At 33.9% G+C, this 23,224-nt stretch carries 28 protein-coding genes; 18 read left to right on the top strand and 10 right to left on the bottom strand.

The window, feature by feature from the left end; genetic code table 11:
* Positions 1-73: 73 nt before the first annotated feature.
* Positions 74-433, top strand: a complete 360-nt coding sequence (locus tag NKOR_RS05555; protein WP_014963385.1) for a hypothetical protein — start codon at positions 74-76, stop codon at positions 431-433.
* Here NKOR_RS05555 and NKOR_RS05550 read toward each other — a convergent pair.
* Positions 418-1,425 carry a biotin--[acetyl-CoA-carboxylase] ligase gene (locus NKOR_RS05550; RefSeq protein WP_014963384.1) on the bottom strand — a complete coding sequence of 336 codons (1,008 nt, stop codon included), beginning with the start codon at positions 1,423-1,425 and terminating at the stop codon, positions 418-420. The genes NKOR_RS05555 and NKOR_RS05550 overlap by 16 nt on opposite strands.
* Before the next feature lie 36 nt (positions 1,426-1,461).
* On the bottom strand, positions 1,462-1,992 hold the full coding sequence (locus tag NKOR_RS05545) for a hypothetical protein (protein WP_014963383.1): 531 nt from the start codon (positions 1,990-1,992) through the stop codon (positions 1,462-1,464).
* 71 nt (positions 1,993-2,063) lie between these two features.
* On the opposite strand from NKOR_RS05545, the gene NKOR_RS05540 reads away from it, so the two are divergent.
* The 3 genes from NKOR_RS05540 to NKOR_RS05530 are packed head-to-tail and all read left to right on the top strand — an operon-like array spanning position 2,064 to position 4,096.
* Positions 2,064-2,483 (top strand): CoA-binding protein, encoded by a 420-nt coding sequence (locus tag NKOR_RS05540; RefSeq protein ID WP_014963382.1) that lies wholly within the window; start codon positions 2,064-2,066, stop codon positions 2,481-2,483.
* Between the two features lies 1 nt (position 2,484).
* Entirely contained in the window at positions 2,485-2,850 is a 366-nt protein-coding gene (locus NKOR_RS05535; RefSeq protein WP_014963381.1) for a hypothetical protein, read from the top strand.
* A gap of 34 nt (positions 2,851-2,884) precedes the next feature.
* Positions 2,885-4,096 (top strand): redox-regulated ATPase YchF, encoded by a 1,212-nt coding sequence (locus tag NKOR_RS05530; protein WP_014963380.1) that lies wholly within the window; start codon positions 2,885-2,887, stop codon positions 4,094-4,096.
* Here the strand turns inward: NKOR_RS05530 and NKOR_RS05525 are convergent, their stop codons facing one another.
* Both NKOR_RS05525 and NKOR_RS05520 read right to left on the bottom strand, forming a co-directional pair.
* Positions 4,097-4,279 (bottom strand): hypothetical protein, encoded by a 183-nt coding sequence (locus NKOR_RS05525; RefSeq protein WP_016939222.1) that lies wholly within the window; start codon positions 4,277-4,279, stop codon positions 4,097-4,099.
* A 160-nt stretch (positions 4,280-4,439) separates the two neighbouring features.
* Positions 4,440-5,282 carry a cobalamin B12-binding domain-containing protein gene (locus NKOR_RS05520; protein WP_014963379.1) on the bottom strand — a complete coding sequence of 281 codons (843 nt, stop codon included), beginning with the start codon at positions 5,280-5,282 and terminating at the stop codon, positions 4,440-4,442.
* Between the two features lie 195 nt (positions 5,283-5,477).
* Between NKOR_RS05520 and NKOR_RS05515 the strand changes: the two genes are divergently transcribed.
* Positions 5,478-6,857, top strand: a complete 1,380-nt coding sequence (locus tag NKOR_RS05515) for an NAD(P)H-binding protein (protein WP_014963378.1) — start codon at positions 5,478-5,480, stop codon at positions 6,855-6,857.
* A gap of 124 nt (positions 6,858-6,981) precedes the next feature.
* Positions 6,982-9,093 (top strand): PKD domain-containing protein, encoded by a 2,112-nt coding sequence (locus tag NKOR_RS05510; RefSeq protein ID WP_016939221.1) that lies wholly within the window; start codon positions 6,982-6,984, stop codon positions 9,091-9,093.
* 3 nt (positions 9,094-9,096) lie between these two features.
* Here NKOR_RS05510 and NKOR_RS05505 read toward each other — a convergent pair whose 3' ends face one another.
* Positions 9,097-10,020: a cobalamin-binding protein gene (locus NKOR_RS05505; protein ID WP_026089972.1), complete on the bottom strand. Its 924-nt coding sequence runs from the start codon at positions 10,018-10,020 to the stop codon at positions 9,097-9,099.
* A gap of 53 nt (positions 10,021-10,073) precedes the next feature.
* Between NKOR_RS05505 and NKOR_RS10030 the strand changes: the two genes are divergently transcribed.
* Both NKOR_RS10030 and NKOR_RS05500 read left to right on the top strand, forming a co-directional pair.
* Complete coding sequence (locus NKOR_RS10030) at positions 10,074-10,175, top strand: zinc-ribbon domain-containing protein (protein WP_187146191.1); 102 nt, start codon at positions 10,074-10,076, stop codon at positions 10,173-10,175.
* Between the two features lie 69 nt (positions 10,176-10,244).
* The gene (locus NKOR_RS05500; protein ID WP_026089971.1) at positions 10,245-11,402 is read left to right on the top strand and encodes an Nre family DNA repair protein; all 1,158 of its coding nucleotides are present in this window, start codon (positions 10,245-10,247) and stop codon (positions 11,400-11,402) included.
* On the opposite strand, the gene NKOR_RS05495 is transcribed toward NKOR_RS05500, so the two are convergent.
* Entirely contained in the window at positions 11,388-11,927 is a 540-nt protein-coding gene (locus NKOR_RS05495) for a DUF1722 domain-containing protein (RefSeq protein ID WP_014963374.1), read from the bottom strand. The two genes, NKOR_RS05500 and NKOR_RS05495, sit on opposite strands and share 15 nt — an antisense overlap.
* A gap of 144 nt (positions 11,928-12,071) precedes the next feature.
* Here NKOR_RS05495 and NKOR_RS05490 point away from each other — a divergent pair, with 144 nt between their 5' ends.
* From NKOR_RS05490 to NKOR_RS05475, 4 genes are all read left to right on the top strand, one after another.
* Positions 12,072-12,965 carry a hypothetical protein gene (locus NKOR_RS05490; RefSeq protein WP_014963373.1) on the top strand — a complete coding sequence of 298 codons (894 nt, stop codon included), beginning with the start codon at positions 12,072-12,074 and terminating at the stop codon, positions 12,963-12,965.
* Between the two features lie 101 nt (positions 12,966-13,066).
* Positions 13,067-13,267 carry a hypothetical protein gene (locus NKOR_RS05485; protein WP_014963372.1) on the top strand — a complete coding sequence of 67 codons (201 nt, stop codon included), beginning with the start codon at positions 13,067-13,069 and terminating at the stop codon, positions 13,265-13,267.
* Positions 13,257-13,823 carry a DUF432 domain-containing protein gene (locus NKOR_RS05480; protein WP_014963371.1) on the top strand — a complete coding sequence of 189 codons (567 nt, stop codon included), beginning with the start codon at positions 13,257-13,259 and terminating at the stop codon, positions 13,821-13,823. Before NKOR_RS05485 ends, NKOR_RS05480 begins: the two co-directional genes overlap by 11 nt.
* A complete protein-coding gene (locus NKOR_RS05475) occupies positions 13,823-14,650 on the top strand; it encodes a mechanosensitive ion channel family protein (RefSeq protein ID WP_014963370.1) in 828 nt (275 codons plus the stop codon). The genes NKOR_RS05480 and NKOR_RS05475 overlap by 1 nt, the downstream gene beginning before the upstream one ends.
* 1 nt (position 14,651) lies before the next feature.
* Here the strand turns inward: NKOR_RS05475 and NKOR_RS05470 are convergent, their stop codons facing one another.
* Complete coding sequence (locus tag NKOR_RS05470; RefSeq protein WP_014963369.1) at positions 14,652-14,936, bottom strand: hypothetical protein; 285 nt, start codon at positions 14,934-14,936, stop codon at positions 14,652-14,654.
* Between the two features lie 229 nt (positions 14,937-15,165).
* Between NKOR_RS05470 and NKOR_RS05465 the strand changes: the two genes are divergently transcribed.
* Entirely contained in the window at positions 15,166-15,495 is a 330-nt protein-coding gene (locus NKOR_RS05465) for a pyrimidine dimer DNA glycosylase/endonuclease V (RefSeq protein ID WP_014963368.1), read from the top strand.
* Positions 15,496-15,573: 78 nt separating this feature from the next.
* Positions 15,574-15,888, top strand: coding sequence for a hypothetical protein (locus NKOR_RS05460; protein ID WP_016939217.1), 315 nt, complete (start codon positions 15,574-15,576; stop codon positions 15,886-15,888).
* Here the strand turns inward: NKOR_RS05460 and cysS are convergent.
* Genes cysS through NKOR_RS05445 form a run of 3 tightly spaced genes read right to left on the bottom strand, consistent with a single transcriptional unit; the run spans position 15,827 to position 18,430 of the window.
* Positions 15,827-17,287: a cysteine--tRNA ligase gene (gene cysS, locus NKOR_RS05455; RefSeq protein WP_014963366.1), complete on the bottom strand. Its 1,461-nt coding sequence runs from the start codon at positions 17,285-17,287 to the stop codon at positions 15,827-15,829. The genes NKOR_RS05460 and cysS overlap by 62 nt on opposite strands.
* 2 nt (positions 17,288-17,289) lie before the next feature.
* Positions 17,290-18,081: an NAD+ synthase gene (locus tag NKOR_RS05450; RefSeq protein ID WP_014963365.1), complete on the bottom strand. Its 792-nt coding sequence runs from the start codon at positions 18,079-18,081 to the stop codon at positions 17,290-17,292.
* 46 nt (positions 18,082-18,127) lie between these two features.
* Positions 18,128-18,430: a Rieske (2Fe-2S) protein gene (locus NKOR_RS05445; RefSeq protein ID WP_014963364.1), complete on the bottom strand. Its 303-nt coding sequence runs from the start codon at positions 18,428-18,430 to the stop codon at positions 18,128-18,130.
* 74 nt (positions 18,431-18,504) lie between these two features.
* On the opposite strand from NKOR_RS05445, the gene NKOR_RS05440 reads away from it, so the two are divergent.
* The 4 genes from NKOR_RS05440 to NKOR_RS05425 are packed head-to-tail and all read left to right on the top strand — an operon-like array spanning position 18,505 to position 23,162.
* Positions 18,505-19,746 (top strand): adenosylhomocysteinase, encoded by a 1,242-nt coding sequence (locus NKOR_RS05440; RefSeq protein ID WP_014963363.1) that lies wholly within the window; start codon positions 18,505-18,507, stop codon positions 19,744-19,746.
* Between the two features lie 37 nt (positions 19,747-19,783).
* Positions 19,784-21,439, top strand: coding sequence for a methionine--tRNA ligase (gene metG, locus NKOR_RS05435; RefSeq protein ID WP_014963362.1), 1,656 nt, complete (start codon positions 19,784-19,786; stop codon positions 21,437-21,439).
* Position 21,440: 1 nt separating this feature from the next.
* A complete protein-coding gene (locus NKOR_RS05430; RefSeq protein WP_014963361.1) occupies positions 21,441-22,193 on the top strand; it encodes a DUF726 domain-containing protein in 753 nt (250 codons plus the stop codon).
* Positions 22,194-22,238: 45 nt separating this feature from the next.
* Complete coding sequence (locus NKOR_RS05425) at positions 22,239-23,162, top strand: EF-Tu/IF-2/RF-3 family GTPase (protein WP_014963360.1); 924 nt, start codon at positions 22,239-22,241, stop codon at positions 23,160-23,162.
* The last annotated feature ends 62 nt before the right edge of the window (positions 23,163-23,224 follow it).

Below are 23,224 nucleotides of genomic sequence, written 5' to 3'. Positions count from 1 at the left end.
TATACGCATGTTGTTTTTCTGTTTTTTTATACCTTAGAAACTCTTTAATTTATTTGGAGTGTGTGTTTTGATATTGGAAAAAATTGGGATGGGCAACATTATCTATGATCTTCGTAAAAAAATACAACAAGCACAAGCAGATCTAGCCCAATTAGGTGGGTCGCCCTCTGACATTCCTGAATTAGTTGACACTGCAAATCTCATAAGGTCTAATGAATATCTTCAAAAGACAAATGCCAAACAAAATGAATTGCTTTCTGTATATGAGCAATACTCTGTTGCATTAGAGGAGTTACTTTCTACAGTATTTGAAATACAAAACGATCTTAAAGAAATTGTTAAAGAACAATCTTCATTACTTTCAAAACCAAAACGAAAATCTACAACTAAAAGAAAACCAAAAACTGCAAAAAATAATCATTTTGCTAGGTGAATAATATCTCCTGCAATCACTCTGTTGGTATTTTTGTTATTGGATATAACCAGCGCTCCATCTTCATCAATTCTAATTGCTTTTCCTTTAATTTCGCCTTCAACTGTATTTAGTTTCACATTCTTTCCAATTGTTGATGATCTTTTTGTCCATTCTGAAATGATTTTTTTTGTTTGTTTTGTATTTAGTAATTTGTATATTTTTTCTAATTCTATTAAAAATGCTTGAACTAGTTCTACTGGCCTGATTTTAGTTTTGTATTCGTTAAGTGTAGCCACACCATAAAAATTTGGTGTACCTTTAAGATTTTTTTCAATTTGCTTAACATCTACATCAAAATTTATTCCTACACCTAACACTAAACTTTCAATTTTGTTTGATTCTAATGATGCATCTACTAACATTCCTGCTAATTTTTTCCCTTTAATTGTTAAATCATTTGGCCATTTTAATTCTGGAGAAATTTTGCATGTTTTTTCTAATGCTAGAGATAATGCTAATGCCGATGCTATGGGAAATAGTGTTGTTATGGTGATGTCGAATTTTGGATGTAAAATAACTGAAAACCAAATCCCCCCTTTTGGCGATATCCACTTCCTTCCAGATCTTCCTTTGCCTCCAGTTTGTTTCTCTGCAACAATTATTGCACCATTTCTTTTATGCTCTTCAGCCATCTTTAGTGCTTGATTTTGTGTCGAATCAGTTGAATCAAAATAAAATGCCTGTTGTCCTATGATCTTTGTTTTCAAACCTGAAGTGATTTCCCATGGGAGTAATGCATCTGAATTTTTTGTTAATTTGTAACCTAGTTTTTGTTTTGATTCTACTGTATATCCTAACTCTTGAATTTTTTTGATATGTTTCCATACTGCAACTCTGCTAATTCGTAACACATCACTCAAATCTTGACCTGATAGGTATTCTGTATTGTGAGTTTGCAAAAATGTAAGAACTTTCACTAATCCTGGATTATCAAATGAATTGTAAATCAATTGTAGTTGGTTTTTGCTTCGAGTATAAAATTTGCACTAGAATCCAATATCAATATCAAATCCACCGTCATCCATGCCTCCATCCATGCCTCCATCCATTCCACCGTCATCCATGCCTCCATCTGCACCATCTGGCATACTTTCTGCTGGAACATAATCTCCCATACTGGCGCCAATCATACTAAACATCATACTAAACATCATCATATCCATAATTCCAAAAAACATCATCATTGGAAAAAATGATCTATTGTCATCCATGAGTCCTTGCAATTTTTGCTTGTCTCCACTTTGGTACAGTGCTTGCATTTGATTCCATTTTTCTTTAATTTCGTGTAATCTTTGATCAAGTTCGTTTGAACCTTTTTCAGTAACTTTTAATTCAATTTTTTTTCCTAGCCATCCTTTTTTCTCATCTACTACTATGAATCCTCTTTCTTCTAATTTCTCTAAAATGGAATTAAGTTCTTCAGGTTTAATTTGAGTTGATCTCTGAATTTTATCAAATTTTTTGTCTCCCCGTCTGATTGCACCTAAAACAATGACATCTTTTGCTTCTTCTTCCATGTTGGGTGTTTCTTATTATTACTAAAAAATTCTTTGCATGATTTTTCAAAAATTATATCCATGTTAATCGTATGATTGCTATGGAACACGATACCCATACTGACAAGCAGATACAAGATATCTTGTCTTTAAAAAAAGTGGTAGTTGTTGGTATGTCAAAAAATCCTTCAAAAGCAGCTCATTACGTGCCTAGATATTTGTCTGAAAATGGATTTGCCATAACTCCAGTAAATCCCTCTGCTGATGAAATTTTGGGGAAAAAATGTTATGAATCTGTATCTGATATTGATGATGACATTGACATTGTAGATATCTTTAGACCTTCTGAGGAAGTCTTGCCATTTGTTCAAGAGGCAATCAAGAAAAAACCCAAAGTGATTTGGCTTCAAGAAGGAATCCATAATCCAGAAGCTGAGAAACTAGCTAGAGATGCCGGCATTGATGTTGTCTTTAACAGATGTATGTTGGCAGAGCATCAGAGACTGTGTTAATATGGAAAATTTTGAGAATTTTTATCATGATTTGCTTGACCTAGCAAAAAAATATGAAACAAAAAACACTCCATTAAAAATTGAAACAGATCTTGAAAATGATATTATCAAAATATTTGGAGAAAAAATTACCTCTTTGGCAAGAGCAAAAAACGGTTTAATCGATGTAACTGAATTATCCTACACTACTGCAGAACATCATCCTTACTGGAATTTATTGTATAATTGTTCAGAAATTGCAACTAGTGTTTTAGAAAAATGGAAGGACTCTCTTTCTAATGAGGATTTATCTGATATTGAATGGGCAATTAAAGAACTAACTCAGACCCTTGAAAAAATTAAAAACAAAAACAATGATCATTCCTAGGCAGAGATAAATATTCACAAATGAAAATTATTGTATGCCAATCAAACTTGGACTAATCGGTAAAACCAATACTGGTAAGACAACTTTCTTTAATTCTGCAACATTGTCTTCTGAAGAAATTTCATCATATCCATTTACAACAAAATCCCCTGTATCTGGTGTGGCAAATGCAATTACTCTTTGTGTTCATCCTGAATTTAAAATCCAAGACAATCCAAATAATTCTAAATGTGTTGATGGCTGGAGATATATTCCAATTGAGTTAATTGATCTTCCTGGATTAATCAAAGATGCATGGAAAGGAAAAGGACTGGGAAATCAATTTCTTTCTATTGCCGCTCAATCTGATGCGTTGTTACATGTCGTAGATGCTTCTGGTGGTGTTGATTCTACTGGAAAGATTACCGAGGTTGGTACTGGCGATCCTATTTCTGATTTTGCGGACATTGAAGAAGAATTAATCATGTGGTATCATAAAATTCTTGAAGGAAATCGTGAAAAAATTTCAAAATTAATTAATTCTGGTTCAGAATTCGTTGATGCTGTTACTGATCTTTATCGTGGGATAGGTGTAAAAAAATCTCATGTGAAAGAATCTCTTGTTGCAACTGGTCTTGAAGAAAAAAATTTTAATGAGTTTGACATGGTTGATAGTAAAAAATTTGCGTCTTATCTGAGAAAAATTTCAAAACCTACTTTGATTGTTGCAAATAAAATAGATGTTGAAGGGGCAGACAAAAATTTTGTTAGGCTGAGAGAACGTTACAATGACTCGATTGTGATACCTGTAAGTGGTGATAGTGAGTTTAGTCTTCGACGTGCTGAACAAAAGGGATTGATAAAATATTCTCCTGGCTCTGAACAATTTGAGATACTAAAATCTGATGAATTAAATGAAAAGCAAATCAACGCTTTGAATTTTATCAAAAAGGGAATCATGGGCGAATACATGCGTACAGGTGTTCAATTTGCAATCAATGTTGCCGTCTTCAAACTGCTTAAAATGAATTCAATATATCCCGTTGCTGATGAAACAAAACTTGCTGATAAAAAAGGACGGATTCTACCTGACTTGATTTTACTTAAAGATGGGGCAACAATTAATGATCTTGCAAAGGAGATTCATACTGACTTGACAAAAGGATTGCTTTATGGCAAAGATTTGAGATATAATCTTAGACTACCTGTTGACTATCAACTAAGAGATAGAGATGTTGTGTCTCTAGTCAGTGCTGCAAAAAAATAATCATCTTTTCTTACTTCTTGGATTTGTTCTCAATACAGCTTTGCAACAAATACATCTTGGATCGTTTATTGCTAAGAATATTCCACAAAACGTGCACCTTTTCTGACCTATTTCATATCTGATTTTATTTGGTGCAGGTTCTGCTTTGTGCATTTCGCAAATACCTCTACACGTTCTACCCATTAATTTCTCCTCCGACTTTTTTTGATATCAAAACACATACTATGAATAAATTGATGTTCAAAATTATTTAAAACAAAATAATTATTTTATCTAGTGCTAATTTTTCCATAAAATCGTGATAAACAAGTCTTCGTGACTATGATTCTAAATAAAAGCAATGTTAGTTTCTTCTTAAAATTTTTGGAAGTTCTTCAAGACCACAATCTGGAATCACATCTCCTAAAAACTTTGGAATTTTCCTTGCTTGCAGTGCATATCCTCCGATTAATACTGGTATATCTGCATGGTCCTTGATTTTTTTAACTAGTCTTTGTCCTGCTAAAAGATTATCTTCCAATGTAATTGACACTAAGACCACGTCTGGATTGTTGTTATCTATAAAACCCAGTATTGATTCAGTTGGCATTGAAGTTCTCATATTGTATATTTTGAATCCTTTTATGGACAGGTATGTTTCTAAAACATCACACCCAAGATGATGCTCTTCACCTATTGGAACACAAATGAGAATTTTTTTCTTGCTTGCAGAACCTGTAACTTGTTCCATGATTATTTTTACTAGTGTTTGTGCAACGTTACTTGCAACATGCTCAGTTGCTATGCTGATTTTCCCTGTTTCCCACTCGTCTCCAATCCTACACATTATTGGTTTTAAAATTCTGTCAAAAAAATCTGGTATGTTGAATATTTTTGTATATTCTTCATAAATTTTTATCGAGTCTTGAATATTTCCTTCTGTTAATTTTTTGTATAATTGCTGTTTTGATTTTTTTGTTGCGTCCTCTCTTTTTTTGATATCTTTTGGATTGTAAGATGCTAAAACTGATAACACCTTAGGGTCGTTTCTATAATCTATTGGAATGTCATCTTTAACGACCTCAGATGCCTTTCCTAGATATTTTATGATTTCTTGTTTTGATGTACTTTTTTTTGAATCCCATACGCTTTTGACTAAATACAGATACTGATCTGATTTGACCTTTTTAGCTCGTATGTAGACCATGCTTTTTTTTAATGCTATATTATATAACTAATGCTAACCCAAATTTCTAGTGCTAATATTTCACTTTTAGAGAAACATGCTTCAAATTTGTTCCTAAATTAAGAAAAAATCTCATTGATTTATCACTAGAATTTATTATTATCACTAGTTAAATAGTCTCAAACAAAAAAAAAACATCTGTTGGTGTATGAATGAATGAAAGAAACACTTTCAATAAATAATGCATATAGTTCCAGGCCTTTCTCCATATTAGTTACGGGGGCAACTGGTTTTATTGGCTCTAGATTGATTTCATTATTGTCTTCTTTAGGATATTCTGTAAAAGGATTAACTAGAAAACAATTACCTGATAGTGAAAAAATAAAATATGTTCAGGCAGATGTTTTCAAATTTGATGAATTAAAAAATGCAATGTCTGGAATTGATACTGCATTTTATTTACTTCATTCAATGGAAGGTGATAAAGGTAATTGGCTAGAATTTGTTACAAGAGAAAAAATTCAAGCTCAAAACTTTCTTAGATCTGCAACGGAATCGGGAGTTAAGAGAATTATTTACCTTGGTGGATTAGTAAATGATAGTTTAGAACTTTCTCCACACATGCGTAGTAGAAAGGAGGTTGGAGAAATACTTGCATCCGGAAATATTCCTGTAACTGAGTTTAGGGCTTCTATAATTATTGGTGCAAAGGGTGGTTCATATGCGATGCTTCGTTATCTTGTTGAAAGATTAAGAATTATGGTGTGCCCTTCTTGGGTAAAATCGTTAGCTCAACCAATTGCAGTAGATGATGTGATTTACTATTTGGCTGAATCTCTTTCAAAACCTGAAACAGTAGGAAAGATCTTTGAGATAGGAGGGCCTGACAAAATGACTTATGAAGAATTAATGCGTGTGTATTCAACATATATCAACAAAAATCTGTTTGTACTGCATATTCCATTTTTAACAACTAGGTTGTCTTCTTACTGGGTTGATCTTATTACTCCTGTCAAAGCATCGCTTGCAAGACCTTTGATTGATAGTTTAGTTCATGATACTGTTGTAACTGATGATTCAATAAAAAAAATCATACCTGTGCGTCTAAAGTCCGTTCATGAAGCAATTGATATTGCAACAAAAGAGATGGAATTAGATCCTCCTGAAATGGAACAAAAAGAAGAAAAAACAGGTTTCAAAATAAACCAAATGCTAATTCAAGTTTCTCTTTTTACATTAGCTGTTGTTGGTTCAAGCTACTATTGGCTGGATAATAGATCTGATGTTTATCAGCCTTTATGGCTAATGGGCTCTTCGTTTTGGTATATTGCGATATTTTCTTCAATAATTCTAATTCATAATAAAACTCGTTTAGGTTACTTGATTGCCGGATTCTCGTCGTGGGTAACTTTGGTATTCTGGATGATTGACAGTTACTATGTGTTTTTTGAAATCCCAAACATTGAAAATACTTTAAACGAATTGGTAATGGTAAGAAATTTTATTGGAATGATTGCGGTAATGCTAACTGTGATTGCCTCTCACAATTTATTTCACAAAGTCATTGATTATCAATATAGGGGAAAACCTATCTAATTTTGTATTCTTTTAACGCGTTAAACATTGTTTAAAAAAATCTGAGCCATGTTTCTAGTACATAATATACTTTCGTTGAATTTCCACGATCATGGTTTTATATGATAACGATAACTAATTTATAATGAATGGTTTTTTTCTATTACCTTTAGTATTATCTTTGTTTGTTGTAATTGGAGTTTCTGATTCATTTGCTCAACAGATAGAATCTATTGATGTTGTTGAAAATAAGATGGTGACCTTACTTGGCGAAGGATTTGATGCTGATCATGATAAACTTGTCTTTAAATGGGTTCAAATCTATGGCGAACCTGTAGTTCTTTCTTCTTATTCTATTCCTGAACCCACATTTATGGCTCCTACAGTTGCAAATGGTGAAATTAAGGTTTTAACTTTTGAATTGACAGTTACTGACCCTATTGGGGCAAGTCATTCTGATATTGTTGAAGTAGTTGTTAATCCTGTAAACCATGCACCTCAAGTTGATGCTGGACGTGATAAAGTTGCATTGCCTGGTGTTCATGTAATGAGTATCTTTCCTTCAGCACATGATCCTGATGGTGATGTACTAACTTATCAGTGGAAACAAACTGGTGGACAAGAAGTAGAACTTGTATACACCGACAATAAACATATTACATTCCAGCCCATTTATCTTGATTTTTCTGATTTTGAACCTTTGTCATTTCAAGTAACTGTTGATGACGGATTTGGTGGTACTGCAACAGATAGTGTAAATGTGTACTTGTTTTCAAATCTTATTGACAACAGACGAATCACTGTTGATGCTGGACCCCTGCAAACTGTTTATGAAGGTGAAAGGGTGACTCTCACTGCTACAGGCCAAACAGTAGATGGATCAGACATTAGATTTTCTTGGGTTCAGTTGTTAGGACCTTCTGCATCTATTAGCTCTTTTATTGGTCCCGAAGTAGAATTTATTGCACCTCAAGTTGGAGACACTGAAAAACTACTTTCCTTCCAAGTAACTGGTTATTCACCTGGAAACGGATATGCAAATGCTTTGGCAATGGTTAAAGTACTTCCTTCCAATGGTTCCCCAATTGCTGATGCAGGACCTAATCAAAACGTACCTGAAAATGTTCTTGTAAAATTATTGGGAACTGGAACTGATCCTGATGGTGATAGCATAAGATATTCTTGGAGCCAAAAATCTGGACCTGTGGTGAAATTCTATGAAAGAGCATCATTTTCGATCTATTTCTTCTCTCCTCAAATTAGTTCTGACTCTGAAACTTTAGTCTTTGAGCTTACTGTAACTGATGTTCATGGTAATTCTGATTCTGATGATGTAAACATTGTCGTCACTAACAGGAATTCTCCTCCAAATGCTTCAGCTGGTCCTGACAGACGTGTTGTAAGTGGTAGCCCTGTTACTATAATTGGCTCTGGTTCTGATGCAGACGGTGATCCTCTAACCTTCTCATGGAAACAATTGTCTGGAGACCTTGTGACTTTTGATAAATCTGGTAAAACTCTAAGCTTTGTTGCTCCTGAAGTAATGCCTTCTGAATCCAAACGTTTGTCTTTCCAACTAACAGTTACTGACACTGCTGATCAAAAAGCTTTTGATCAGGTTGTAGTGTTTGTATCTCCTGAAAACAGTGCACCTACAGCAACTGTAAGTGATGATAGAACTGTTGATGAAAATACTTTGGTAAACATAATGTGTAGTGGAACTGATCCTGATGGTGACGCACTCACATTTTCTTGGTCTTCTTCATCTAATGTTGTTTTCACTGAACCTTCAAGTGGAAATACTTTAGTGAAAACTCCAAATGTTGTAGGTGATTCTAAAATTATCTTGACTTGTACTGTTAGTGATGGTACTCTCAGTGCTTCTGATAGTCTTACTTTGACTGTAAGGAATACTCTTAATCTGGATATTGTTGCTGATGCTGGCAATGATATGATAGTAAATGAAAAAATCCAAGTCTCTCTTGATGGACGTGGTAGCCATGATCCTGAAAACCAACCTTTATCATATTCTTGGACTCAAATAGCAGGTGAGGCAGTGACGCTGTCCTCAAAGTCTAGTGTTACTCCTATATTTACTACTCCTACAGTTGCAAATGGTGAAATTAAGGTTCTAGTGTTTGAGTTAAAGGTATTTGATAATAACGGCAGACAAGATACTGATACCGTAAAAGTAACAGTTGATCCAGTTAATGCTACTCCTGTGGCATCTGCATCTGCAGAACAAAATTTGAAATAATAATCAAATTTTGATATTTTGGAATGTTTTTGGAATTTTTACATCATCGTATATTTCTGGATGAAAAATTTTTGCTAATATCTCAACCCCCTCAATTGTTCTGATACTGGGTTTGCTAAAAAATGAATTTGCATCTACTGCAAAAACTCTTTTGTTTTTTACTGCTCTGAGACTATTCCATGCTTTGTTCTCTCTCAACATGATTTCAAACTCAGAAATTGTACGTTTTACATCAAACCCACATGGCATTAAAACAATAATGTCTGGGTCTGAATCTAATATCTCTTGAAATTCCATACGTCTTGAATGTTCACCTGTCTTGCTTATTAGATTCACCCCTCCTGCAATTTGGACCATTTCTGGAACCCAATGACCTGCGGTAAAAAATGGTTCTAACCACTCAATTGCAAGTACTCGTGGTTTGTTTTTAGTTTGTTTATTTTTTATACTCAAAATTCTTTTTTCAAGTAAATCTGTAATCTCTTTTGCTCTAGATTCCTTTTCTAAAATCATCCCTAACTTTGTAACTGATTCTATGATTTCTTGTATGTTGTGTGGATCCATTGAGTAGATTATGGGCTTGTTTTCGAGAATCTGCAATGCTTTGTTTACTTGGTTATTATATGCTGCACAAACTTCGCAAGTTTCTTGTGAAATAATCATGTCTGGATTTGCTTTTAGCAGATTTTTTTCATTTAACACAAAAATATCTTTTCCATTTTTTAGTAATTGACATGTTTGTGTGTTGATTTCATCACTGGATAGTTTTTCAGAATCTATTACAGTGTCAATTATTTGTGGTTTGAAAATAGCTTCATGTGGAAATTTACATTCATGTGTGACTCCAAACAGTTTATCTTGAACCCCAAACTCATATAGTAACTCTGTTGCACTAGGCAAGAAAGAAACTATTCTATTTATTGCCATCAACTTTTTAGATATGTAGAAGTTTTTAAATTCAATCTTGTTGTATCTTCTATATGAAACCTCAGTCTTGTAGGAATTGTGGTAAGGAGTTATGGCAAAACCAAACTGTTTGTCCTCAATGTGGACGTGAAAGAGAGTCTGAAGATCCCGAATAAACGGTGTTAACCTTCCGTCAACTAACATCATTAGTCAAGTTATTAGGCACAGATTGAGCACCAATTTCAATGTCTTCTAATTCTCAGGATATTCGTCGTTCTATCTTGGCAAAGTGGCATGAATCATTATCAAAATATGGCAACTTATTTTCCTCTGATTCTATTAGTGGAACTAGTCCCCCTTCTGTATTTGTAGGATCATACAATTATCCCAAAGTCTTTGTTGGTCCGATGGTTCCTCCAATCCATGGTGATACAAGCCTTCTTGACAATCCTGAAAAATGGATAGGAAAATCTTTAGAAGAAATTGTAAACTTTAGATTGAATTTAGTTCGTGGAACACAAAAAATGTCTATTGATAAAACTGATGGACGTTACATTGAAAGTCTTCAAGAAGTTACAATGTCTTCAAAACCTACTGGCTCTGATCTAATTTTCCAAAAATCTGTATCTTCTAACATCTCTCTAGATGGTGAAAGTGCTCCTTTTGGACCTATTGGTGAAATAAAATCTGCAAAATTTTCTGGAACTACTTCTGTAAGATCAATTGAAAAGACATTTTATGATAAAGACTTGAATGCACAAGATGCAGTTTTGAATTTGTATAATTCTGGAATTGACATTTCAAAGATTCAAAAATGTTTTAGCATTGGAATGCTTGGACAAAAACGAAAACTGGTTCCAACCAAATGGAGTATAACTGCCACTGATGACATCATTTCAAAATCTCTTGCTGATGAAGTTTTGGATTATGGATTAATTGATTCTTGTAAGGTTTTTTCTTATACTCATCTTGGAAATCATTTCTCTGTTGTTTTATTTCCTCATAGGTGGATCTATGAAATGATTGAAGCTTGGTATTCTAATGGAATTCTCGGGTTTGGTTCTGACTATGAAGATGCTAGGGGAATTGATCATCCTCCTGCTATCGCAGGAGCCTATTTTGCTGCAAAATTAGGAGTTCTGGAGTATCTTCATGAGAATGGAATTCAATCTGGTGTGGTCATTTTAAGAGAAATTCGGCCTGAATATGCTATTCCTGTAGGTGTTTGGCAGGTAAGGGAGGGTATTCGAGAAGCGATGAAACAAACTCCTGTTACTGCAAATGATTTTGAACATGCTTTGATTTTAGCCTCAGAAAAAATGAGTATTAGTAAATCTGAATGGCTATCTCATGGAAATATATCAAAATTAATGCGGCAAAAACCACTTTCAGATTTTTTCTAGATTCATTTGTGATAATATGTGAAACAAATTTCTTGTCTGTTGATCTGAATATAGGAGAAAATATGTTTGGTTTGCAAGATATGTGTTGTTGAATCGAAAAATAATTTGATTTATCTCAGACAAAATTTCACCTATGGTTATTTCTCCCTCTCTAAATCTGTAAAACAATTTAAAAAATTGCTCTTTTTCTGTTTGGCTAAAGTTTTTTGAAAAATGTCCAAAAATATGCATTATTACATTATAATGTGATTTAGTAGTTGGTTGTTTTTCTAAAGCAATTTTTAGGTGCTTTTCATATTCTGACATTATATCTGATAATGATGTTTTCTTATAACTGGCCACAATATTTCCCAAAATTTTTAATTCGATTTGACTGTGTGCCATAATCATGTATTTGTTCATGGCTTGAAATGAAACGAGGTCTTTGATTTTTCCTTGTTTTACGTCTTTGAATCTATCTAGGATGTATTCTGTGATTTCTTGCTCAGATAATCTTGATGTGCTTGCAATATTTTTTTTAGTCATCTAAAAAAATCGATTTTGTTTGAATTTAAAGAAGAACAACCTGAAACATAATTGCCACTAGTCTTAATGTCTTAACTTTCATAATTTAGCACTAGAAAAATTATTTGCCACTAGCTTATATACAATGAAAGCAAATTTACGTTAATGAAAACCACGATAACTGCACTAACTGCAATTATGCTGATTGCAACGACTACCTATGCGTATGCTGAGGTACCGGACTGGGTTAAGAACAATGCAGGCTGGTGGGCAGATGGGGTCATATCTGAATCTGAATTTCTTACGGGAATCTCATTTTTAATTTCTGAGGGAATAATTACCGTTCCTGCTACTGCAGTGTCTTCTGAATCTGCAGAAGGTGTACCGGACTGGGTTAAGAACAATGCAGGCTGGTGGGCAGATGGGGTCATATCTGATGGTGAGTTTGTTAATGGCATCCAACATTTGATTGCATTTGGATTGATTTCAGTACCATCTGAATCCTCACAAATAGTATCTGAAGAACCAAAAAACGTTGATTCAAAATTAGCCGCACTAGAAGCTGAACTTGAAAAATGTGCTGAAATTGCCAAAGCCTACAAAAGACTAGATTGCGAAAAACCTCTCAAACAAGCTATCAAAATATATGAATACACATCCAATGCTCAAAAATTTGATTTAGGACCAATCACATATTATTGGACTGGAATTGGTTCTAATGGAAATGAATTTGAGATTACTTCTACTGGACAACCTTTGTTGTCAATTCGCATGCTTGCTGAAAACACAAGTTCTGAAATCGCTGCTCTAAATTGCACTAGTCCTCAAATATGTGCATATGATGTATGGGATGGTTCAAAGGCATTCAAATATTCTGGTATGGACTTTACCAGCGGGCAAATTGTACTGAATCCTGGTGATGCAAGAGAATTTAACATTCTCTTTGGGCCAAACATTGGATATGGAGGAACCGAGTTTGAATATGATTCTTCAAAAGAATATGTGTTTAGAATTAATGAAAACTTTGGCACTGCAAATATTCCTCTAAATCTAGAGTGAGTTATCACTTTCTACTTTTTTTTAAATATTTTGAAGATTATTCTCTGATCTATCTAAATAAGAGAGCATAAATTCTGGATTTGACATAAAAAAATGAAAAGATGACTGAAATTCAAAATACTGACGGATTTTCAAAATATGGTATTTATGAAATATCTGATAGTTTATCTTTGATCTTTCCTGACACTGAAATAAAGTTTGAAAAAGTTTCCCCAAAGGTATTCTCTTATGACCGAGTAAACTCTGAAGGAAAACATATTGAAAAAAATTATCCCTGTAACCTCAAAAACTTTGAAAATTGAGATATCTCCAATAAGGCCTCTAAACCATCCTGCAAGAAGAACTAGACACGTATTTTTGCAGTTTGATAAGGATATTTTCCTTCCTGAAAACTCTGCTGCCACTGTCTTTGTTCAATGTCCTATAGAAATTGGCCTTTTCATTATCACTGATCATCAAAAAGACTCCCTTGATTGGTTTACTTGTAATCCTACTAACTCTCGTTTTGGGTTGTATGGATCTCCTGACACTGGAATCTTGTGTAAATACTTTAACACCCAAATTGTTGACTCTCATGAAGATTCAACCCCTTATGTAAATGGCATAATGAAAATTTTGATAAAAAATGAATTAGGTATGAGTCACTCTCTTGGAAAAATTATTTTTCCAATTACCGATAATTCTATTTATTATGATGAAAGGCAAGCAATTTTTGATGGTTTGGTTGCAGTTTTGAAAAAACGAGGACGTACTGATATAATTGGTGTCAATAAAGAACAGATTGAAACTACGTGGACTCAATCCCCCACTTGGGAATTTACAACTACTAAAACACATATGGAGATGGGACTAGACTAATGGTTTTGGAATTTTTTGATAGCCTATCTGAAATGGAACTTATTGGTGGGTTGACAATTCTTTCATTATTTGTTGGAGGTATTATTATGGCAGTTGGTTTCATTGTTGCTCGAACCATTCGTCTTTTGTTTAACAAATATTATGCTTCATCTCTTACTCAAGATTCTGCAAAAAATATTGGTAAATTAATTTACTATGGAATAATCATCCTCTCATTTTTGATTTTTACCTCCTCTACAGGACTTGATTTATCTGGACTATTGGTTGCAGGTGGAATTTTTGCAGTTGTTATAGGATTTGCAACACAATCGGTGGTTTCAAACTTGATATCTGGAATATTTTTACTGATGGAAAAACCTGCCAAACAAGGTGATACTATTGAATTGCCTGATATGGGGATTTCTGGAACTTTGGTTGATATTTCTACTTTTTCTAGTCGGGTGAGGAAATTTGATGGAACTCTAATGCGAATTCCGAACGAAAAATTTTTCACATCCAACATTCGTACATTGACTTCCTCGCTTGTGAGACGTGCAGAGGTAACTGTTGGAATTGCATATTCCGAAAAAATAGAACATGCAATTCGTGAAATTGAAAACGAAATTCGAGATTTCATGCCCTTTGTATTACAAGTTCCCAAACCTGAGTTCCGAATTGAAGCATTAGCTGATTCTAGTGTGAATATCACCATTTTGGTGTGGCATCCACGTGAGGATTGGAGTGAAGTACAACCTATTTTGCTCAAACATGCCAAGCTTGCTCTAGATAAGGCTGGAATAGAGATACCATTCCCACAAAGAGTCATCTGGCAAGGTAAGGAAAAATAGTTTATACTTGATTTAATTCTACACGTTTTTTTGATGCCTGTCTTTTTTTAATTAGGCTAAACATGATCATGCCAACATTGACAATTGATATTATCTCAATCAAATCTACTCCGTACAAAAACCAATCAATTACGGGGTGCACTCTTGAGACAAAACCCGCTTCTAACATAATATCTGCATTCCATACCATATGTGGGATTTGAATAAATTGAATAATTGCAATTATGATTATGCTTCCAAGAATTTTATCTTCATACCATTTCCAAAACTTACTCCATGCATTCATAGACTAATTTAGTTTCTGATTCTATTAAACGACTCGAAAATTAGATGAAACTAATTAGACTGAACTAATTTTTTATGCGTAAATTTTTCAAAATTAGCTAAAGCTTTTTTATTTTTTATCACTAGTTTTGGATTTTGTTTTTTATTAAATATGCCAAAAATTATTTTTCCATTATGGGATATGGTCAAGTTGTTGTTTGTAAACAAGTATCATTTAGCGAGTTGATAAAATGAGAATTTGGGACATCACTCCAGAAAAACTGTGTAAAAATCATTTGTTAGGTGAACACCGAGAACTACATGCAATATGGACAGTGGTAACTGAACACAAAAAAGGATATTCGATGCATCCTGAAACAATTCGTTGGAAGGGAAAATTAAAAGCTCTTTATTTCAGGCATAATGCTTTAGTCGCTGAGATGATTCACCGTGGATATTTGCATCATAGTCCTCTTGATAAAAGAAAAGCTACGGGACTATCTGTACAAGATACGTTTGTTGATTCTCTCAACAAACAAATCCGAATCTTAAAACAAAAAAAATGCCATTGTAAAATCTAATTTTTTTATTAGTTGGCACTAGATGAAAAAATTACCTCTTGCTTATATTTTGTAAACTCTAAACTAGAGTGAGGAGATATGCAACAAACAACTCACGAAAAAACACCACGGCTAAAATTCATGCTAATTTTGGCTGCAGCAACTTCAGTAATACTAGTTTTCACACTCACTCCTTGGAATATTGTTCCAACACTAGTTACTGAGGATGTGTCAGTCATCGCTGTTACTGATTTTGGCTGTGTTGGAGAGTCTGTTTTGGGTCATTCTGTTGTTGTAACAGATTGTGATGCAGGTGTTGGAGATGTAATTTCTGCAACATTTTATGTTCCTGCTATGGACCAAAACGGATACTATGATCGAATTGAGGATAAATTAGCAATGGTTGATCCTTAATTCTTCTCTTTTTTGTTTTCAGATTTGATGTTTTCTTTTTCATCCAGATTGTTTTTCCTTTATGATCAATTAACTCAACATCCATCTCATTTAGCCTGTCTCTAATTTGATCTGCTTTTTGAAATTGCTTTTCTTGTCTGAATTTTTCTCTATCTTCAATCATGTTGTCAATTTCTTGTTTTGTTTCTTCAGTTATCTCTGGTATGTTTAATCCAAGAATTTTCAGCATTCTTTGAAACTCTGGTTTGATTTTTCGTGCATCTTCCTTTCCTAGTTTTTCTTCAGCTGCCAATCTGTTTGTCTCTTTGACTAGTTGGAAAAATGCCGATAATGCTAGGTGAGTGTTAAAATCATCTTCTAATGCCTTGTCAAATTCTAAGCCTAGTTTCTTAATTGTTGAATCTATCTTTTCACTATTCTTACTGTTTGCATGAATCAATTCATAATAACATGTTTCAGCTTGTCTCCATTTGATGAGATTTTCTTTTAGTAATTCTTCAGAGTAATCAATTGGTTTTGAGTAATGTCCTGATAAACAAAACAATCTGATGATGTTTGGTCCCCAATTCTCTAAAACATGTTTAATTGACTTTATGTTTCCTATGGATTTTGACATCTTGTCTCCATCTATTGTGACCATTCCTACATGCATCCAAATTTTTGCAAATTGTGAACCTGTACATGATTCAGATTGTGCAATCTCGTTTTCATGGTGAGGGAATATCAGGTCTCTTCCTCCTCCATGAATGTCAAAATTTTCTCCAAGATACTTTACACTCATTGCAGAGCATTCAATATGCCATCCAGGCCTACCTTTCCCCCAGGGACTATCCCAAACTGGTTTGGTATTTGAGAATTTCCATACTGCAAAATCTAATGGGTTGTTTTTTGCTTCATCAACCTCGATTCTTGCACCTGATTCTAGTTCATCAATCTTCTTTTTTGACAATTTCCCGTATTCTGGAAACTTTGATACTGAAAAGTATACTCCGTTCTTTGAAACGTATGCAATTTGTTTTTCAATTAATTTTTCAATAAACTTGATAATGTCATCAATGTGTTCTGTTGCCTTTGGATAGTTTGTTGCATGTTTTACGTTTAATCCATCAAAATCTTTGAAATAATTCTCAATGTATTTTGTACTTATTGCCTCTGCAGTTGTGTTTTCTACTTGGGCTCGATTGATTATTTTGTCATCCACATCTGTAAAATTTTGTATAAATTCAATCTCTATCCCTTTGTCTTCTAGGTATTTCCTAAGAACATCAAAAACTATGATTGTTCTTGCATGGCCTATGTGTGATTCATCATAAACTGTTATGCCACACAGATAGATTTTGACCTTTTTTGAAATGTCTAGTTCTTGTTCTGTATTTGATAACGTGTCTTGTATCTTCATCTCTACTCGCCATATGGTTTTGGAGTAGGCAATCTTTTATGTTCACTGTTTTTGTGCAGTTCCTGAATTTTTCCTATTGTAGAACTCTCAATATTGGTGAGTTTTTGAGTTTCATTGATGGACAATTTTTTGTCAAATAAACAATAAAGCACAGAGTCAACATCTTCGTATGATACTCCTAATTCACTTTCAGCTCCATGCTCTTTCCATAAATGAGGGCTGCTCTTTTTTGCAATTACGTTTTCTGGGACTCCTAGATATTTTGCAATCTCTCTGACTTGCAGTTTGTATAATGATATGATTGGTGTAATGTCTGATGCTCCATCACCAAATTTTGTAAAATATCCAATCAAATACTCGCTTTTATCACTTGAACCTAATACAAGGTAGTTTTTGACATTTGCATAATAATACAAAATATTTGTTCTAATTCTTGCACGTAGATTTCCCTTTGCTCTTTCGTTTGGCTCCAAGTACATTGAATATTCTTTGACTATTGGATTGATGTCAATTAGTTTGTACTGTATTCCTGTCAGTGAAATCATCTTTAATGCATCCTCTGTCTCTGTTTTTGGTGTGATTGATGTATCTGGCATGACTAATGCTAGTGTTTTGTCTTTGAGGTTTCTTTTGCAAATGTATGTCAAAACTGCAGAATCTATTCCTCCACTTAATCCCAGTATAAGCCCCTCTGCATTGTTTTTCTTTATTTGTTCTTCTAGAAAATTCTCAATTGTACTGGTAATGGAAGCATAATCTTGATTTTTTATCTCATCGATAATTTCTTGATTCAATATTTCGTTTGTAAAAACTGAGAATAAAAATTGTGCCTAAAAATTTCTAAATGTCTACGTAGATGCCATCATCTCTTGCTTCTACAGGATAAGTTTCTAATTTCACATCTTTGAGATAGTCTGTCAATTCTCCTGTTTTGATGTTGTAGTGCCAGAAATGAAGTGGGCACTCTACAATGTCTCCATCAAGTTTTCCTGGTGCAATAGATCCGTCTTGATGAACACATAGGTCATCCATTGCATGATATCCATCTTGATTAAAAATTGCAATCTGTTTCCCGTCAATTTTGAATGCTTTACCCTTGCCTGAATCAATGTCTCCCTTTTCTGCAATCTTCTTCCAAGTCAATGATTCAGTGATAATTTTGTCATTTATTTACATTCGCATGATAGGGTTTTATATCGTCATTAGAGGTTTATTCTATGAGCAAAGTAAAGTCTAGCCCAAAACTGATCAAAGAAGGAAAACTATCCTATGAATGGGCAAGATCTCACATGCAAATTTTAGATAATACTATTAACAGATTTAAAAAATCAAAACCACTCAAAGGCATCACACTTGGATTTTGCCTTCACATCACAAAGGAAACTTCAGTATTGTTAATTGGTGCAAAAGAACTTGGTGCAAACGTTGCATGCTGTGGTGGAAATCCACTTACCACTCAAGACAATATTGCAGCATTTTTAGCATCACAAGGAATTCATGTGTATGCATGGAATGGACAATCTGTCAAAGATTATGATTGGTGTATTGACCAAGTCTTAAAACACAAACCCACAATTCTCACAGATGATGGTGCTGATATGAACATCAAAGCTCACTTTGACAAGCGATTTAAGAATATGAATATTCTAGGCGCCACTGAAGAAACTACTGCAGGTGTTACTAGAATTCGTGCAGTAGAAAATCAAGGAAAATTACGTTATCCTGTTATTCTGGTAAATGAAGCATACACAAAACACATGTTTGATAATAGATATGGTACTGGACAAAGCACAATTGATGGATATCTTCGTGCCATGAATTTGCTTATGGCATCAAAACGTGTTGTGGTTGTAGGTTATGGTTGGGTTGGACGTGGTGTTGCATCTCGATGTCACGGAATGGGCTCCAAAGTAATTGTAACTGAAATTGATCCTATCAAAGCTCTTGAGGCTCATATGGATGGATTTGAAGTAATGCCTATGGCACAAGCTGCCAAACTAGGCGACATCTTTATCACATGTACTGGAATGACTAGCGTAATTAGAAAAGAACACATTCTAAAAATGAAAGATGGTGCCATCATGGGAAATGTTGGACACTTTGATGTAGAAATTGACAGTGAATTTTTGTTAAAGAAATCAAAGTCTGTCAAAGAAGTCAGACCTTCTCTTGATGAATGTGTTTTGAAAAATGGAAAGAAAGTCTATTTGATTGGACAGGGACGTCTTGCAAACTTGGTTGCAGCTGAAGGACATCCTCCAGAAGTAATGGCGCAATCATTCTCAAACCAGATTTTATCTGTGATGTATATTCTCAAAAATCACAAAAAAATGGAAAAAAAAATTATCAATGTGCCCCAAGAGATTGATACTCAAGTTGCAGTTGATGCCCTAAAGGCCATGGATGTAAAAATCGATAAACTTACACCTGAACAAGTAAAATATGCAAACAGCTGGTAAAACTTCTTAACCCCAACACTGCTTTTGAGAATATCTGATGAACAAAAGAGCTATCATTACTAGTGCATTACCTTATGCAAATGGGGAAATTCACCTAGGGCATGTTGCATCTACATATTTGCCTGCAGATGTTACAACCAGATTTCTAAAACAAAATGGGGTTGAGGCGTATTATGTATGTGCATCTGATGATTTTGGAACTCCTATTCTAATTCAATCTGAAAAAGAAGGAAAAACTCCTGCAGAATATGTTGAACATTGGAATAAGCGTGATTTTGAAGACTTTAGTGCATTTAACATTGGGTTTGATTATTTCTACAAGACCAGCTCTCCTGAAAATATCAAATTTGTTCAAGATGTGTTTAAAAAATTAAATGCTGCAGGACACATCTATGAGAAAGAGATCATACAGTTCTATTGCAACAATGATAAAAAATTCTTGCCTGACAGATATGTTAAAGGAATATGTCCTTACTGTAAAGCTGAAGACCAATACTCTGATCTTTGTGAGAGTTGTGGCCGTGTGCCTGAAGAAATTACAAACCCAAAATGTTCTTTATGTAATCAACCTCCCACAAAAGAAAAAACAACGCACTATTTTTTCAAACTCAAAAATTTTGGAGATTCTCTTTCTAAGTGGTTAGATGAAAATGAACATCTTCAAAAAGATGTCAAAAAATATGTTCAAAACTGGATAAAATCTGGATTGATTGATTGGGATATTACTCGAGATATTACTTGGGGGGTTCCTGTCCCACTTGATGATGCAAAGGATAAGGTGTTTTATGGTTGGTTTGATAATCATTTGGCATATATCTCAACTGCACTAAAATTTCTAAATGATAAAGGCATTGATGGAAAAGAGTTTTGGAATTCTGCTGACATTTATCATTTTATTGGAAAAGACATTGTGTACCATCATTATCTTTTCTTACCTGCAATGAGATTGGGAATTGATAGTGAATACAAACTCCCTGACTATATTCCAACTAGGGGGCATCTTACACTGCAAGCAAAAAAAATCTCAAAGAGTAGAAATTGGTATATTGGATTAAAACAATTTTTAGAATATTACCCTGCTGATTATCTTCGATTTTATCTTGTATCGATTAATCCTTATTCTCAAGATGACTTGAATTTTGATTGGGATGACTTTACAACACGAATCAACTCTGAACTAATTGGAAATCTTGGAAACTTTGTAAATCGTGCATTAGGATTTACAAAAAAGGCATTTGATGGAAAAATCCCTGAACCTGAAAACTTTGATGAGAAAGATTCTGAAGCAGAACAAAAAATCAAGAATCTTGCATCAGAAGTTGGTGCATTAATGGAGCAAAATCATCTTGATAGGGCACTAAAGAAAATTATGGAGTTCTCGTCATACTTTAACCAATATTTTCAACACAAAGAGCCTTGGAAAAAAGGTCCGGGCACTGCAAATTGTGTCTATCTCTCAGTCAATGCTGTTAGGAGCTTGGCAATAGCCACATTTTCGTTTATTCCTGATTCTGCTCAAAACATCTGGACTCAGCTTGCATTGGATGGTAAAGTGAATGCACAAAGTTGGAATGATATGTCTGTTTTAGGCGTTTCTTCAAATCATGTCCTTGGCGATTCATCTCCATTGTTTGCAAGAGTTGAAGAGTCTGATATTGAAAAATACAAAAAACAATTAGGACCTTCAGTATAATATGAAACCTATTCCAAGAATTTCAACTAGGGGATACTATGATCTTAAAACTGGAAAAACATTAAAGAAAAACGACTATTATCTTTACCCAAAAAAAGATTTTCAAAAATTAATTGGCTTAAAAGAATTTACTATAATGATTCATGGCTTGAGAAATGACAGTACTGGTGCTGTTGCAAAAGTTCTTCTAGCACGCAACAGATTGCGTCGACTAGGTTATTTTTTTCCTGTTATTGGGTTTAGCTATGATTCTAACACTACAGGTGCACATTTAATCAAATATGCAAAACATGCACTTTCTGTAGGGCAAAATATTGCAAAAAAGAACGGGCATAACCTAGGACAGTTTATTGAAGACTTTAAAGAATCAAGTCCAAAAACAAAGATTAGACTAATGGGACATTCATTAGGCTCTCAAGTTATTCTGAGTACTGTTGAATATCTTGCAAAAAAGAAACAAAATTTTGGTGTTGTAGAAAGTGTATATTTTTTTGGAGCTTCAATTAAAGATGATGTACCATCTTCAAAGAAATATGGTAAACTACTTCAAAATATTGTTAATAAAAAAATCATAAATTACTATGCGCCAACTGATGAAGTTTTGATGTGGGCAAATAAAGAAAAACATGTTTTAGGGCCACTTGGATTGGATGGGGCAATTGGAAAACCTGTAAGTAAGTATCATCAGAAATTAGTCAAACCAAAAAACCATAGGTTTGCAAGTTATGTTGCAACACTGAATACCTTTCCATGATTTTCTTTTCGTATGGTTTTTAGTATCTAGTTTTGAAATTTTAGTATGGTAAAATCCATTAACTTTGTCGTCTTGGGAAAACAAGACATTGCATCTGAGTTTGGCAAAAAGGGAACTGAAACTGATCTTACACTTTATGACCGAAAAGAATCTGATATAATTAAAACATGGGTTATTCCAAATGGATTTCCAGACAAAATACAACCGTTATTTCAAGCAATTAATCTAGCAGAATATGTAATATTTCATGTTGACGTGTTAGACAAATTTACTGGAGAACAAATCATTGCACTTGACTCTTTAAAAAAAGAAAAAGGAATTCTATCCCACACATTTGATGTAGATGAGTTTAAACTAAATGCCATGATTAAAGGAACCGTAGTTGAAAAATATCGAAGAGTTGATCAAGATAAAATTAAAGAAGAAATGGATAAACTAGAACCTATTTCAAATGAAGGCCCCTCTGAAATGGTTATAGACCATTGCTTTGATGTAAAGGGAGTTGGAACCGTAATTTTAGGTAAAGTGACAAGTGGAAAAATTAAACAGTACGATAATCTAAAACTATATCCTTTAGGAACTGATGTGTTGATAAAATCAATTCAAATGCATGATGATCCTGTTGAAGAATCAGTTTATCCTGCTAGAGTTGGACTCGCAGTCAAAGGTGTAAAACCTGATGAGGTTGGACGTGGTGATGTCATTTCCGAAGAGGATACAGTTGAGGTAAAAAACAAAATAGAGATTGATTTTCAAAAAAATCCTTTTTACAAAAATGAAATAACTGAAAACCAAGGGTGTCTTGTTTGTATTGGGTTACAAATCAAAGCTGCAAAGTTTACGTCTCTGTCTCCATTACAATTAACATTTGAAAAACCAATTGTATGTAAACAAAAACAACAAGTTGTAATTTTAAAACCTGAATCTACGACAATTCGAATTTTAGGCAACGGTATAATTATTTCATAATTCCCATTTTTGGGAATTAATTGATCTGTGCTCGAAAACTGTAATTTTTTCATGAGACAATG

The organism is Candidatus Nitrosopumilus koreensis AR1 (assembly GCF_000299365.1).
In the GTDB taxonomy this organism is placed as follows: Archaea; Thermoproteota; Nitrososphaeria; order Nitrososphaerales; family Nitrosopumilaceae; genus Nitrosopumilus; species Nitrosopumilus koreensis.
The sequence above is the reverse complement of the archived record's forward strand: the minus strand, read 5'-3'. Positions and strand labels throughout refer to the sequence as shown.